The sequence below is a fragment of the Geodermatophilus sp. SYSU D00879 genome (assembly GCF_054050375.1).
The window spans coordinates 475,351-489,158 of sequence record NZ_JBJGZF010000001.1; the positions used below are offsets into that span (position 1 = coordinate 475,351).

Below are 13,808 nucleotides of genomic sequence, written 5' to 3' on the forward strand. Positions count from 1 at the left end.
AGGTGGCGCGGCCCGACGGTAGGGAGCACGGGTGTGCCGGTTCCTCCCCCGCAGGGGTGGCCCGTGGGTGAGACGAGGGGGACGGTCAGTAGGCGCCGGAGCGGCTGAGCACCGCGCGGAAGGTCTTGGCGAGGATCAGCGCGTCCATGGCCAGCGACCAGTTCTCCACGTAGCGCAGGTCGAGGCGGACCGCCTCCTCCCACGACAGGTCGCTGCGCCCGGAGATCTGCCACAGGCCGGTGAGCCCGGGCCGGACCAGGAGCCGCCGGCTGACCGAGGAGTCGTACCGCGCCACCTCGCGGGGCAGCGGGGGGCGCGGCCCGACCAGGGACATCGACCCGCCGAGCACGTTGAACAGCTGGGGCAGCTCGTCGAGGGAGAACCGCCGCAGCCAGCGGCCGACGCGGGTGACGCGGGGGTCGTGCCGCATCTTGAACAGCAGCCCGTCGCCCTCGTTGCGCTCGAGCAGTTCGGCCAGCCGGCGGTCGGCGTCGACGGTCATGCTGCGGAACTTGAGGATGGTGAACGCGCGGCCGTTCACGCCCACCCGCTCCTGGCGGTAGAGCACCGGACCGGCGCTGTCGAGCTTGACCGCGGCGGCGATCGCGAGCAGGACCGGCGCCAGGAGCAGCAGCGCGACCGCCGCGGCGGCGCGGTCGACACCGCCCTTGACCAGCCGGCCCCAGCCGCGGAACCGGGGCTGCTCGACCGACAGGAGCGGCAGGCCCTCGAACGGGCGGATGTGCAGCCGCGGGCCGGCGACCTCGATGAGACCGGGCGCGACGAGCAGCTCGATGCCGGTGCCCTCCAGCTGCCAGGACAGCCGGCGCAGGTACTCGGCGGCGGTCTCGCTGGCGGAGGTCACCGCGACGGTGTCGGCCCCCAGCCGGGCCGCGGTGGCGGCGACGTCGTCGAGCCCCGCGACCGGAACGCCCAGGGTGTCGGCGACCCGCACCCGGCTGTCGCGGGTGACGCAGGCGCCGACCACCTCGAGCCCGGCGTAGTTCTGGCGGCGCACCGCGGTGGCCAGCTCGAGGACGGCGCCGCCCCGGCCGACGACGACGACCCGCTTGGTGCAGGCGCCGCGCGCGCGCAGCCGCCGCAGCCCGCGGCGCGCGGCGTACCGGCCGGCGAGCGTGAGGACGGTGAGCCCCGGGACGGCCAGGAGCACCAGCGCGCGGCTGAGGCCCAGCTGCCCGACGAAGGAGACGACGCAGGCGAGGGCCAGGAGGAGGAAGCCGGCCCGGCCGACGCCGCGGTACTCGTCGCTGCCGGTGCCGAACACCCGCTCCTCGTGCGCGCCGGTGCCCACCAGCAGGAGCGGCCAGGCGAGGACCAGCGCGGCGGCGGTCAGGACCACGGGCGAGGCGGGCGAGGTGCCGGCCGGGTGGGCCAGCACGACGGCGCCGGTGGCCAGGACCGCGGCGGTGAGGTCGAGCAGGTGCAGGACGGCGGAGTAGCGCGCGCCCCAGCGGCGGGTGGCGGGACGGCCGACGGCGTGCAGGACGTCGCACGGCTCGGCGGCCCGGTGCGTGACGGGCAGGACCCTCGTGACGGTCCCCGGCCCGGAGCCGGAGTGATCCAGCAGCACGTCTCCCCCTCGTCACTCTGCGTACACGAGGGAGACGACGGTCACGGAACGTGCACCGTCACGACGAATTCCCCGCGCCGACTCCCCCGGTGCACGAAGGACACTCACAGAGCGTCATGAACGGGTCAACGCGGAGAGTGACGGTTCACCCGAAGGGGAGGGTCAGGTGCGCGGGTGGACGACGTTCTGCGCCGCCTCGAGGCCGAGGGCGAGCAGCTCCTCGGTCGCGTCGGCCGCCTCGGCGACCAGCAGGTCGAGCTCCTTGCGCTCGCCGGCCGAGAAGTCGCGCAGGACGAAGTCGGCGGGGTCCTGGCGGCCCGGCGGCCGGCCGATGCCGACCCGCACGCGCAGGTAGTCCTTCGTCCCGGCAGACCGGCTGATCGAGCGCAGCCCGTTGTGCCCGCCCTCCCCGCCGCCGCGCTTGAGCCTGACCGCGGCGAAGGGGATGTCGAGCTCGTCGTGGACGACGACGAGGTCGGCGACCGGCAGCTTGTGGTAGTCGAGCAGGCCGCGCACGGGACCGCCGGACTCGTTCATGTAGGTCGTCGGCCGGGCGAGGACGACGCGGCGGCCGGCCAGGCGCCCCTCACCGGCCAGCGCGCGGGCGCGGGCGCCCTTGCCGGCGGCCAGCTTCACGCCGGCCCGGGCGGCGAGCTCGTCGAGCACCATGGCGCCGACGTTGTGCCGGTTGCCGGCGTAGGAGGGACCGGGGTTGCCCAGCCCCACGACGAGGAAGGGGCCCTCGGAGGGTGCGGACGCCGCAGGGGCGCCGGCGGTGCCGGCGCCCCTGCGGGTCGTGCTCTCGGCCAGCGGGGACCTCAGCTGTTCTCGGTCGACTCGATCGACTCGCCGCTGCCCTGCTCGAGCGGCTCGGGGACGACGTCGCCCTCGCCGACGCCCTCGGCGGCCGGCGCGGACTCCTCGCGCTCGATGCCGGCCTCGGCCTCGGCCTCGGCGAGCTCGGCGTCGAGCTGCTCGGCGGTCGGGGCGCCCATGACGTTGACGACCAGGGCCTCGGGGTCGGTCAGCAGGGTGGCACCGGACGGCAGCGGGAGGTCGCCGGCAGTTACGCCCTCGCCGGCGCCGCGGCCGGTGACGTCGACCTCGATGGTCTCGGGGATGGCGGTGGCCTCGGCCTCGAGCGAGACGGTGTTCAGCTCGACGCTGAGCAGGGTCTCGGAGGCGGACTCGCCGACGGTCACGACGGGGACGTCGACGGTGACGCGCTCGCCCCGGCGGACGACAAGCAGGTCGACGTGCTCGTGCTGGCGGGTCAGCGGGTCGCGCTGCACCGACTTGGTGAGCGCCAGCTGCTCCTGGCCGTCGAGGACGACGGTGATCAGGGCGTTGGTGCCGCCGTTGCGCAGCACCGCGGCGAACTCGCGGGCCGGCAGCGACAGGTGGACGACGTCCTGGCCGTGCCCGTACAGGACGGCCGGGATGCGGCCCGCGCGGCGGGTCCGGCGGGCGCTGCCCTTGCCGAACTCGGTGCGGGCCTCGGCGACGAGGCGGAAGTCAGCCACGGTGGTGTGCTCCTCAACAGCGGGTGGGCCTGGTGCCGGCGGCCGGGCGCGGCACACCTCGCAGGAGCACACGCACGTCGATCACGGAGTGCGGACGGGCCGCCTCCCTCGCCGGGCTCCGGCAAGCATACCCGGCCCGAACGATACGAGAACGTCCGCTCCAGGGCGCGGGATCGGAGTTCCGCCCTGGATCACCGCGCCGCTACGGTCGCCGCCCAGCACCCCCCGGAACCACCGTCAGTACCCCTGTGCCCAGGTAGCCCCGACGTGGAGGAGCAGCAGTGCTGGATGTCGCCGTTCGTGCCGGTAATCGCGCGAAGCGCGAGGTCATCGGAAGGGTGCCGCCCGTCCGCGGCCTCTCCGACCGCCTCCACCGGGAGCGGTTGCGGCGACACGAGCCCCACCTGCCCGCCCTGCCCCCGGACCGGGCCGCCGTCGCCACCACCCTCCGCGAGGAGGGGGTGTGCGTGACGTCCCTGGACCGGCTCGCCTTCCCGGGGACCGCCCGGCTGAAGGAGGGGCTGGAGGTCCTCACCGCCCGGCTGGCCGGCCGCCCGAGCAGCGGCCCGGACAGCAGCCGCCCGCCGCTGGACGAGGTGCTGGCCGAGTCCGGCGTCTGGCAGTGGGGCTTGCAGCACGAGCTGCTCGACCTGGTGGAGTGCCATCTGGGCCTGCCGGCCCGGTACTACGGCGCCGACCTGCGTCGCGAGGACGCGACGGCCCGGACCATCGGCGTGCGCCAGTGGCACCGGGACCAGGAGGACCACCGGATGTTCAAGATCCTGGTCTGGCTCAACGACGTCGACCTCGGGGGTGGCCCGTTCGAGTACGTGTCCCGCCGACACACCGCCCGGCTGGTCCGCGACCTGCGCTACGTGACCGGCTTCGTGGACGACGACGCGATGCGCGGGCAGGTGCCCGAGTCCGAGTGGCGGCAGGCCACCGGCCCGACGTGGACCGCCGTCGTCGCCGACACGCGGGCGGTGTTCCACCGGGCCATGCCGCCCCGGCAGCGCGACCGCTACTCGGTGACGTTCTCGTACACGTCGCGGACGCCCATGACCACGCTGCCGGTGCCGCCGGTCACCGCCCGCCAGCGGGAGCTCGCCACCGACGGGCTCGACGACCGCCGGCGCGCCTGCCTGCCGCGCGCCTTCACCCGCTAGCACCCCACGCACGCGGCTCGCGACGGGTCACCGCGGCCTCACTGCAGGGACCCGCCGCGAGCCTGCGAGCGGTGGGGGGCAGGGAGGCCCTCCGGCTAGCTGGCGCCGCCGAAGAGGCTGGTGACCGAACCGTCCTCGAAGACCTCCTTGATCGCTCGCGCGAGCAGCGGGGCGATGGAGAGGACGGTGAGCTTGTCGAACTGGCGGGCCGGTTCGATCGGCAGCGTGTTGGTGATGACCACCTCGCTGATCTTGCTGTTCTTCAGCCGGTCCACCGCGGGGCCGGACAGGACGCCGTGGGTGGCGGTGACGATGACGTCGGCCGCGCCGGCCTCGAACAGCGTCTCGGCGGCCTTCACGATCGTGCCGCCGGTGTCGATCATGTCGTCGACCAGGATGCAGACCCGCCCGGCGACCTCGCCGACGACGCGGTTGGCGACCACCTCGTTGGGCCGCATCGGGTCGCGGGTCTTGTGGATGAAGGCCAGCGGGACGCCGCCGAGCTTGTCGCTCCACCGCTCCGACACCCGCACCCGGCCGGAGTCCGGCGAGACCACGGTGATGTCGCGGTCGCCCCAGCGCTCGCGCACGTGCGCGACGAGCAGGTCGAGGGCGAACAGGTGGTCGACCGGGCCGTCGAAGAAGCCCTGGATCTGCGCGGTGTGCAGGTCGACGGTCATGAGCCGGTCGGCGCCGGCGGTCTTGAACATGTCCGCGACCAGCCGGGCGGAGATGGGCTCGCGGCCACGGTGCTTCTTGTCCTGGCGGGCGTAGGGGAAGAACGGCGCGACGACGGTGATCCGCTTGGCCGAGGCGCGCTTGAGCGCGTCGACCATGATCAGCTGCTCCATGAGCCACGTGTTGATCGGCGCGGTGTGGCTCTGCACGACGAAGGCGTCGCAGCCCCGGACTGACTCCTCGAAGCGGACGAACAGCTCGCCGTTGGCGAACTCGTACGAGGCGGTGGGAGTGGGGGTGACGCCGAGGTGCCCGGCGATCTCGGAGGCGAGCTCGGGGTACGCCCGGCCGGAGAAGAGCATCAGGCTCTTGCTGGTGGTCTGCCGGATCGCACTCATCGGCTCAGTACCTCACTGCTCGTGGGAGGCCTCGGACTCCGCCGGCCGGTCCGGCGCGTCGCCCGCGGGCCGGCTCCCGGCCGGGTCCTCGGCCGCTGCTGCTGTCGCTGCCGCCGCGGCCTGCGCGGCTGCGGAACCCGGGCGACGGCGTCCCACCCAGCCTGCCACATTGCGCTGCCTGGCCCGCGCCACACCCATGGCCCCCGGCGGGACGTCCTGGGTGATCACCGAGCCCGCGGCCGTGTAGGCGCCGTCCCCCACGGTGACCGGCGCGACCAGCATCGTGTCCGATCCCACACGGACGGCGTCGCCGATCGTCGTGTGGTGCTTGGCCACGCCGTCGTAGTTGACGAAGACGGTCGCCGCGCCGATGTTCGCCCCGCGGCCGATCGTGGCGTCGCCGACGTAGGACAGGTGCGGCACCTTCGACCCCTCGCCGACCACGGCGTTCTTCGTCTCGACGAAGGCGCCCACCTTGGACCGCGCCGCCAGCCGGGTGCCCGGCCGCAGGTAGCTGAACGGCCCGACCGCCGCCCCGGGCCCGATCTCGGCCTCGGTGGCGTGCGTGCGCAGGACGGTGGCGCCCTCGCCCACCGTGCAGTCGGTCAGCGTGGTGTCCGGGCCGACGGCGGCGCCGGCCGCGACCGTCGTCGTCCCGTGCAGCTGGACGCCGGGCAGCAGCCGGGCCCCCGGCAGGACGGAGACGGTGACGTCGACCCAGGTGGTGGCCGGGTCGACGACGGTGACGCCCGCGACCATGAGCGCGTCGAGGACGCGGTCGTTGAGGGTGCGCCGGCGCGCGGCGAGCTCCCGCTGGTCGTTGCAGCCGAGGACGTCGACCGGGTCCTGCGCCGCGACGGCGGCCACCGGGGCGCCGCCCTCGACCAGCGGCGCCAGCGCGTCGGTCAGGTACTGCTCGCCCTGGGCGTTGTCGGTGGACAGCCCGGCGAGGACCCGGCGCAGCGTGGCGGCGTCCGCGACGTACACGCCGGCGTTGACCTCGCGGATCGCCCGCTGCTGCGCGGTCGCGTCCTTCTCCTCGACGATGGCCCGCGGCGCGCCGTCCTCCCCCCGCACGATCCGGCCGAGGCCGGTGGGGTCCCCGACCTCGGCGGTCAGCACGGTGAAGACGCTGCCCGCCTCGTGGTGGGCCGCGACGAGCGCGGACAGGGTGCCGGTGGTGAGCAGCGGCGAGTCGCCGTTGACGACGAGCACCGGGCCCTCGAGGTCGGGCACCGCCTCCAGCGCCACCTGCGCCGCGTGCCCCGAACCGCGCTGCTCCTCCTGCACGACGGCGCGGGCGTCCGGCGCGACGGCGGCCAGGTGCTCCCCGACCATCGCGCGGCCGGCCCCGACGACGACCAGCGTGGTGCCCGCCTGCAGCGGCGCGGTCGCGGCGAGGACGTGGCCGAGCATGCTGCGCCCGCCGAGCTCGTGCAGCACCTTCGGGGTGGTCGACCGCATCCGGGTCCCCTGACCGGCGGCGAGGACGACGACGGCGGCGACGGGCTGCTGCGGGCTCACGGATCTCCTCGACGACGGGTGCGAGCGGGTGGGACGTTGCTGGGGGACTCGGACTCGAACCGAGACTTCCCGGCTCCAAAGGCCGGCGGGCTGCCGATTACCCCATCCCCCACCGCGCGCCGTCCCCGCACGGCACCGCGTGGGACGAGCCTAGGGGGCGCGCCGGAGGCGGGCACGGGAGCCGCCCGGGCGGCGTCGTCCCCTCGAGGGGCGGCCCTCCCTACGGTGACGTAGGTTACGGCCCCGGAGCCACCGGACGCCGACCCGGGGCCCGCGACGGACGACCCCTGGAGGCCACGTGTCCGCCCCTTCCCTCACCCGGCCGACGGCCTTCCGTCCCGCAGACCCGGACAAGGGCCTGCCGCCCAACGCGCTGGGCAAGGAGAAGGGGCACCTGGAGCAGCTCACGCTCTACGTGTTCGTCGTCGTGCCGTTCCTCGCGCTGGCGGCCGTCGTGCCGGCGGTGTGGGGCTGGGGACTGTCCTGGCTGGACGTCGGCCTGGCCGTCGGCTTCTACTTCCTCACCCTGCTCGGGGTGACCGTCGGCTACCACCGGTACTTCACGCACGGCTCGTTCAAGGCCCGCCGCCCGCTGCGGATCGCGCTGGCGGTCGTCGGCTGCATGGCCGTCCAGGGCCCCGTGGTGCAGTGGGTGGCCGACCACCGCCGCCACCACGCCTTCTCCGACCGCGAGGGCGACCCGCACTCGCCGTGGCGGTACGGCACCGACACCCACGCGCTGCTCAAGGGCATGTGGCACGCCCACCTCGGCTGGCTGTTCGACCGGCGCCAGACCAACGCCGAGCGCTACGCCCCCGACCTGCTCAAGGACCGCGGCCTGCGGGTCACCAGCCGGCTGTTCATCCTGTGGGCCTTCCTGAGCCTGGCCGTCCCGACGGCGGTCGGCGGCCTGGTGACCGGCAGCTGGACCGGCGCCTGGACGGCGTTCTTCTGGGCCGGGCTGGTGCGCGTCGCGCTGCTGCACCACGTGACCTGGTCGATCAACTCGATCTGCCACGTGGTGGGCAGCCGGCCCTTCGCCTCCCGGGACCGCGCCACCAACTTCTGGCCGCTGGCCGTGCTGAGCGCGGGCGAGTCCTGGCACAACCTGCACCACGCCGACCCCACCTGCGCCCGGCACGGGGTGCTGCGCGGGCAGATCGACATCAGCGCCCGGGTCATCTGGGTGTTCGAGAAGCTCGGGTGGGCCCACTCGGTCAAGTGGCCCGACCCGGTCCGGCTGGCGGCCAAGCGGCGGGTCCCGGCCGCCGGCGCCGTGGCGTCCTGACCGCCGGTGCGCCCCGGCGACGGGCGCGGATGGGCCGCTCCCAGCGGCGCGAGCAGCTGGTGGCGGTCGGCCGGGAGGTCTTCGCGCAGCGCGGCTACGCGGCCACCTCGATCGAGGAGCTGGCCGCCCGCGCCGACGTGAGCAAGCCGGTCCTCTACGAGCACTTCGGCGGCAAGGAGGGGCTCTACACCGCCGTCGTCGACCGGGAGATGGCGCGGGTGCTCGAGCGGTTCACCTCCGCCCTGGCCGCCGGCGGTAGCCCGCGGGCGCTGCTGGAGCGGGCGGCGCTGGCGCTGCTGGACTACGTCGAGGAGGACACCGACGGGTTCCGCGTGCTCTCCCGCGACTCCCCCGGCTCGTACTCGTCGCTGATCGGGGAGCTGGCCCGCCGGGTCGAGCACCTGCTCGCCGAGCAGTTCGGCGCGCGCGGCCACGACCCGCGGCTGGCCGCGCTCTACAGCCAGGCGCTGGTCGGGATGGTCGCGCAGGTGGGCCACTGGTGGCTGGAGACCCGCTCGCCGGGGAAGGCCGAGGTGGCCGCCCGGCTGGTGGACCTCGCCTACAACGGGCTCGCGCGCTTGGACCCCGACCCCGCGCTGCGGCACCGGGCCGGCTGAGGCTCAGCCGACCAGGCGGGCCCCAGGGACCGGCCCGTGCACCACCCGGACGGTGCGGAACAGGCCCTCCCCCGCCAGGACGGCGGCCAGCCGCACCGCCGCGTCCTCGTCGGCGGCCAGCGCGGCCACGGTCGGGCCCGACCCGCTGACCACCGCGGCGGCGGCGCCGGCGTCGACGGCCCCCCGCAGGGCGCGGCGCAGCGCCGGGCGCAGCGAGACGGCGGGCGCCTGCAGGTCGTTGGACAGGGCGCCGGCGAGGGCGGCCACCGGGCCGCTGCGCAGGGCGGCGACCACCGGCTCGGGCGGGGGGAACACGGCGCCGGAGGGCACCCGGCCCTCGGCGCGCAGCCGGTCGAGCTCGGCGTAGACGGCCGGCGTCGACAGCCCGCCCTCGGCGATGCCCAGCACCCAGTGCGACGGCCGCCGGGCGAGGACGGGGGTGAGCCGCTCGCCCCGGCCGCTGCCCAGCGCGACCCCGCCGGCCAGCGAGAACGGCACGTCGCTGCCCAGCCGCGCGGCCAGCGCGGTGAGGTCGCCGCGGGTGGCGCGCGTGCCCCACAGCGCGTCGAGGGCGACCAGCGCGGCCGCGGCGTCGGCGCTGCCGCCTGCCAGTCCCGCGGCGGCCGGGATGGCCTTGTCCACGGCGATGGCGGCGTCGGCGGCGACCCCGGCGTGCTCGGCGAGCAGCTCGGCGGCCCGCCAGACGAGGTTGCGCCGGTCGGTGGGCACCGGGTCGGGGCCGCCGGCGCCCTCGCCGGTCACCGTCACCGACAGTCCATCGCCGGGGCGCACGGTCACCGTGTCCAGCAGGGAGACGGCGAGGTAGACCGTCTGCAGGTCGTGGAAGCCGTCCTCGCGCAGCGGGCCGACCGCCAGCGACACGTTGACCTTGGCGGGGGCGTGCGCGGCCACGGAGCCGTCGCCGCGGGTGTGGCCGGGACCGCCCGGGGAGGACCAGCTCACGGCGCGGTCGCCGCCAGCCGGGCGAAGTCGGCCACCGACAGCTGCTCGCCGCGGGTCGCGGGGTCGATGCCCGCCGCCCGCAGCCGGGCCTCGGCGGCGGCCGGGCTACCGGCCCAGCGGGCCAGCGCCGCGCGCAGACCCTTGCGGCGCATCGCGAACGCGGCGTCGACGACGGCGAAGGTGGCGGCGCGGTCGCCGGGCGGCGGGTCGTGCCGGTCGAGCGCGACCAGCCCGGAGTCCACGTTGGGCTCCGGCCAGAAGACGCGGCGGCCGACGTTGCCGGCCCGGCGGGCGGTGCCGTACCAGGCGGCCTTCACCGACGGGACGCCGTAGGCGGCGCCGCCCGGCGGGGCCGCCAGCCGCTCGGCCACCTCGGCCTGGACGAGCACCAGCGCCCGGCGCAGCGAGGGCAGCAGCTCGAGCAGGTGCAGCAGGACGGGCACGGCCACGTTGTACGGCAGGTTGGCCACCAGCGCCGTCGGGGGCGGCCCGGGCAGCTCGGTCACCCGCAGCGCGTCGGCCTCGACGACGGTCAGCCGGCCGGCGAGGTCGGGCCGGCGGGCGGCCACCGTGGCCGGCAGCAGCGCGGCCAGCCGCCGGTCGATCTCGACGGCCGTGACCGCGGCGGCGGCCGGCAGCAGGCCGAGGGTCAGCGAGCCCAGGCCCGGCCCGACCTCGAGGACGACGTCGTCGGGCCGCAGCCCGGCGGTGCGCACGATCCGGCGGATGGTGTTCGCGTCGTGCAGGAAGTTCTGCCCGAGCGTCTTGGTCGGGCGCAGGTCGAGCTGCTGGGCCAGCTCGCGGATCGCGGCCGGGCCCAGCAGCCCGTCGGCCTGCTCGGGAGGTGTGCTCAGCGGGGTGTTCTCCGGGTGGTTCAGAGGTAGCGGCCGCAGTGCGGCCACGGCGAGGCGCCGCGGGCGGCGTAGAGCCGCTCCCCGATGTCGATCTGCTGCTCCCGGGTGGCCTGGTGCGGGTACTGGGCGTACTCGCCGCCGCCGTTGGCCAGCCAGGTGCTCTGGTTGAACTGCAGGCCGCCGTAGTAGCCGTTGCCGGTGTTGATGGACCAGTTGCCGCCGGCCTCGCACCGCGCCAGCGCGTCCCAGTCGAGCCCGCTGGTGGAGGGCTCCGGCGCCGGGCGCTCCTTCGTGCCGACGCTGACCAGCTCGTCGACCGCCGGACGGGTGACCGTGGTGTCCAGCTGCTCGCGGCCGGTCTCGACGCCGTCGGTGACGGTCACGCGGAAGGTGGTGGCCTGCTCGCCGTCGACGCCGGGCTGGGTGACGGTCTCGTCGCCCTCGAAGACCTCCGGGTCGTCGGTGCGGACCGTCTGGTGCGGGATCGGGGTGGTGACCACCTGCTCGGTCACCTGCACACGGTAGACCTGCAGCCGCATGGCGTTGAGCAGCGGCTGGGTCGCGAACAGGCTGGTCCGGTCGTGCTCGCCGAGGGTCACGCCCTGCTCGGCGAGCAGGTCGCCGGCGGTGGCCGCGGTGGTGGTCACCACGCGGGTGGCACCGTCGACGACGAGCATGACGGCCTTCGGGGTGGTGATCGACAGCGCCATGCCGTCGAGCGGGAGACGCTCGCTGCGGCTGGCCGACAGCACCATGTCCTCGGCGCGGTAGCCGAGCTGGTCGAGCGCCTCGTCCACCGACAGGGCGGTCACGTAGACCTCGCGGGTGACGCCGTCGACGGTGAGCTGCAGCGGGCGGGCGCGGTTGACCACGACCGTGTCGCCGTCGGCCACCGCGGCCGCGGGGCGCGGGAGGACGACGTCGTGCGACTGCGTCCGCAGGCCCTCCTCCTCGAGGACCTCCCCGACGGTGTCGGCGTAGGTGCTGACCTCGCGGGCCTGCCCGTCGACGGTGAGCGTGAGCGACTTCTGCGCGGCGAACCAGGCCACGGAGCCGCCGACCAGCCCGAGCAGGACCAGGGCGAACAGGGCGAGCTTCAGCGTTCGGGGCACGACACTTCCACGGGGTCGAGGGACCGGGCAGGGGGTCGCACACCCGAGCGGCAGCCGACAGCGCGGGGCTTCCCGGGACCGTCGGACGCCGTCCGGCGATCCCACCCCGGCTGTCAGTCACGACACGATAACGAGTGCGCCACGTCTAGCAACGGTGCGCAGGAAGTGAACCAGAGGGACGACACGTCGACATGCAGCCGCGCCGACACGAACGGTGAGGGACGCGCCGCATGTGACAGCGGTGACGGATGCGGGGCGTGAGATCAGGCGGTGACCGACGTCACGGTGTGACCGGCGCCCCGGCCGGGCACCGGACCGGGCTTCAGCCGGCCAGCGCCCGCTCGTTCGCCCGCACCGGGCGCAGCCAGGTGAGCAGGAAGCCGGCGACGGCGAGGCCGGCGGCCAGGCTCGCGAAGCCGCCGGCGACCAGCGCGACCGGCAGCAGGTCGACGTTCTCGGTCACCCGGTCGCCGAGGTCGATGCCCGCGACCAGCAGCAGCGTGCCGAGGGGCAGCAGGGCGAGCACGCTGGTCGCCGCGGTGACCAGGTGCGCGGTCCAGGTGCGCAGCGCCTCGTCGACCGGCACGTCGGCGCCCTCGGCCGGCAGCGGGCGGACGAGGACGCGCAGCAGCGCCGTCTCGGCCAGCAGCCACGCCACGAGCGGGACCAGGAGCGCGACCCAGGCGACGGTGTCGGCGAGCTCACCGCGCTGCCACATCAGGACGGTCACGAGGACCTCCGCGAGCACGACGGCGCGCGTGGTCCACAGCAGCCACGGCGAGACCTGCTCGCCGCGCCGCGGCCGGCGGGCGGGGTCGGACAGCCGCCAGCGCGGCCGCGGGCGGGTCGCCTCCGCGAGCACCACGCCGGCGAGCAGGCCGACGACGAGGGCGGGCAGCCAGAGGAAGACCGACGCCTCGGCGAACATCACGACGCTGGCGACGATCCCCACGACGCCGAGCAGCAGCCCGAGCCGGCGCACGCGGCGGCCGTGCTGGGCCTGCCGCTGCAGCGTGGCCCGGCCCTCGGGCGTGGGCGTGGCGAAGTCGATCGCCGCCGACGCGACGGCGCGGCGACCCGCGGCCAGGGCCCACGCGCGGGCGAGCAGCACGCCGGGCACCAGGACGGCGATGAACAGCACGACGGCGATGAGGCGACCCACGCAGACCAGTGTGCAACGCCGACGCGGTCAGTCGAGCCGGTCGGTCCCCCAGGTCCCGAAGACCCGCTCGGCGTTCCGGGTCAGGGCGTCGCAGAGCTGTGCGACCTCCACGCCGGTGACCTCGGCCAACGCCCGGACGGTGTGCGGCACCAGGCGCGAGGCGTTGGGCCGGCCACGGTGCGGCACCGGCGTGAGGAAGGGCGAGTCGGTCTCGACGAGCAGCTGCTCCAGCGGCGTGCGCGCGGCGGCCTCGCGGAGGTAGCCGGCGTTGCCGAAGGTCAGCGTCCCGGCGAAGGACAGCACGAAGCCGCGCTCGACGCAGGCCTGCGCGAACGCGGCGTCGCCGGAGAAGCAGTGCATGACCACGTGCTCCGGCGCGCCCTCGTCGTCGACGACCCGCAGCACCTCGTCGTGCGCGTCGCGGTCGTGGACGACCAGCGCGACGCCGTGCTCCTTCGCGATGCGCAGGTGCGCCCGGAACGACGCCTCCTGCGCCGCCCAGCCCTCGGGCCCGGTGCGGAAGCGGTCCAGTCCGGTCTCCCCCACCGCGCGCACCCGCGGCAGCGCCGCCAGCCGGTCGATCTCGGCCAGGGCGTCGTCGTCGGCGGCGCCCTCCCCGGCCTCGTTGGGGTGGACGGCGACGGCGGCCAGCACGCCCGGGTGCCGCGCCGCCAGCTCCGCCGACCACCGCGAGGAGGGCACGTCGACGCCGACCTGCACCAGCCGCGGCACCCCCACCGCGGCCGCGGCGGCGATCTCGGCGTCCACCGCGTCGTCGTCCGCGGGCTCGTCGGTGCGGAAGCCGTTCAGGACGATGTCGAGGTGGGTGTGACTGTCGACCGCCGGGGCCGGCAGCGGCTCCGGGGACGGCGGCGGATCGCCCCGCCGGTTGGCGCGGGACGCGGCCGAGCGGCTCACTGCCCGGCCCGTGC

At 75.6% G+C, this 13,808-nt stretch carries 13 protein-coding genes and 1 tRNA gene; 3 read left to right on the forward strand and 11 right to left on the reverse strand.

Annotated features, from left to right (window positions below):
• Nucleotides 1-85: 85 nt before the first annotated feature.
• The 3 genes from ACI79B_RS02375 to ACI79B_RS02385 all read right to left on the reverse strand — a co-directional run bounded on the left by ACI79B_RS02375 (nucleotide 86) and on the right by ACI79B_RS02385 (nucleotide 3,114).
• On the reverse strand, nucleotides 86-1,591 hold the full coding sequence (locus ACI79B_RS02375) for a sugar transferase (protein WP_456928171.1): 1,506 nt from the start codon (nucleotides 1,589-1,591) through the stop codon (nucleotides 86-88).
• 162 nt (nucleotides 1,592-1,753) lie between these two features.
• Nucleotides 1,754-2,317: an aminoacyl-tRNA hydrolase gene (gene pth, locus ACI79B_RS02380; RefSeq protein WP_456928170.1), complete on the reverse strand. Its 564-nt coding sequence runs from the start codon at nucleotides 2,315-2,317 to the stop codon at nucleotides 1,754-1,756.
• A 92-nt stretch (nucleotides 2,318-2,409) separates the two neighbouring features.
• Entirely contained in the window at nucleotides 2,410-3,114 is a 705-nt protein-coding gene (locus tag ACI79B_RS02385; protein WP_456928169.1) for a 50S ribosomal protein L25/general stress protein Ctc, read from the reverse strand.
• A 467-nt stretch (nucleotides 3,115-3,581) separates the two neighbouring features.
• On the opposite strand from ACI79B_RS02385, the gene ACI79B_RS02390 reads away from it, so the two are divergent.
• The gene (locus ACI79B_RS02390; protein ID WP_456928168.1) at nucleotides 3,582-4,280 is read left to right on the forward strand and encodes a hypothetical protein; all 699 of its coding nucleotides are present in this window, start codon (nucleotides 3,582-3,584) and stop codon (nucleotides 4,278-4,280) included.
• Between the two features lie 95 nt (nucleotides 4,281-4,375).
• On the opposite strand, the gene ACI79B_RS02395 is transcribed toward ACI79B_RS02390, so the two are convergent.
• The 3 genes from ACI79B_RS02395 to ACI79B_RS02405 all read right to left on the reverse strand — a co-directional run bounded on the left by ACI79B_RS02395 (nucleotide 4,376) and on the right by ACI79B_RS02405 (nucleotide 6,992).
• A complete protein-coding gene (locus ACI79B_RS02395) occupies nucleotides 4,376-5,356 on the reverse strand; it encodes a ribose-phosphate diphosphokinase (protein WP_456928167.1) in 981 nt (326 codons plus the stop codon).
• A gap of 12 nt (nucleotides 5,357-5,368) precedes the next feature.
• The gene (gene glmU / locus ACI79B_RS02400; RefSeq protein WP_456928166.1) at nucleotides 5,369-6,880 is read right to left on the reverse strand and encodes a bifunctional UDP-N-acetylglucosamine diphosphorylase/glucosamine-1-phosphate N-acetyltransferase GlmU; all 1,512 of its coding nucleotides are present in this window, start codon (nucleotides 6,878-6,880) and stop codon (nucleotides 5,369-5,371) included.
• A gap of 39 nt (nucleotides 6,881-6,919) precedes the next feature.
• Nucleotides 6,920-6,992, reverse strand: a tRNA-Gln gene (locus tag ACI79B_RS02405).
• A gap of 186 nt (nucleotides 6,993-7,178) precedes the next feature.
• On the opposite strand from ACI79B_RS02405, the gene ACI79B_RS02410 reads away from it, so the two are divergent.
• Both ACI79B_RS02410 and ACI79B_RS02415 read left to right on the forward strand, forming a co-directional pair.
• A complete protein-coding gene (locus ACI79B_RS02410; protein ID WP_456928165.1) occupies nucleotides 7,179-8,168 on the forward strand; it encodes an acyl-CoA desaturase in 990 nt (329 codons plus the stop codon).
• A 29-nt stretch (nucleotides 8,169-8,197) separates the two neighbouring features.
• Entirely contained in the window at nucleotides 8,198-8,785 is a 588-nt protein-coding gene (locus ACI79B_RS02415; RefSeq protein WP_456928164.1) for a TetR family transcriptional regulator, read from the forward strand.
• Between the two features lie 3 nt (nucleotides 8,786-8,788).
• Here the strand turns inward: ACI79B_RS02415 and ACI79B_RS02420 are convergent, their stop codons facing one another.
• From ACI79B_RS02420 to ACI79B_RS02440, 5 genes are all read right to left on the reverse strand, one after another.
• On the reverse strand, nucleotides 8,789-9,748 hold the full coding sequence (locus ACI79B_RS02420) for a 4-(cytidine 5'-diphospho)-2-C-methyl-D-erythritol kinase (RefSeq protein WP_456928163.1): 960 nt from the start codon (nucleotides 9,746-9,748) through the stop codon (nucleotides 8,789-8,791).
• Nucleotides 9,745-10,650, reverse strand: coding sequence for a 16S rRNA (adenine(1518)-N(6)/adenine(1519)-N(6))-dimethyltransferase RsmA (gene rsmA, locus ACI79B_RS02425; RefSeq protein ID WP_456928162.1), 906 nt, complete (start codon nucleotides 10,648-10,650; stop codon nucleotides 9,745-9,747). The genes ACI79B_RS02420 and rsmA overlap by 4 nt, the downstream gene beginning before the upstream one ends.
• On the reverse strand, nucleotides 10,623-11,714 hold the full coding sequence (locus tag ACI79B_RS02430; protein ID WP_456928161.1) for a transglycosylase family protein: 1,092 nt from the start codon (nucleotides 11,712-11,714) through the stop codon (nucleotides 10,623-10,625). The genes rsmA and ACI79B_RS02430 overlap by 28 nt, the downstream gene beginning before the upstream one ends.
• A gap of 322 nt (nucleotides 11,715-12,036) precedes the next feature.
• Nucleotides 12,037-12,876, reverse strand: a complete 840-nt coding sequence (locus tag ACI79B_RS02435) for a hypothetical protein (protein ID WP_456928160.1) — start codon at nucleotides 12,874-12,876, stop codon at nucleotides 12,037-12,039.
• Nucleotides 12,877-12,903: 27 nt separating this feature from the next.
• Nucleotides 12,904-13,794, reverse strand: coding sequence for a TatD family hydrolase (locus tag ACI79B_RS02440; RefSeq protein ID WP_456928159.1), 891 nt, complete (start codon nucleotides 13,792-13,794; stop codon nucleotides 12,904-12,906).
• Nucleotides 13,795-13,808 lie beyond the last annotated feature (14 nt).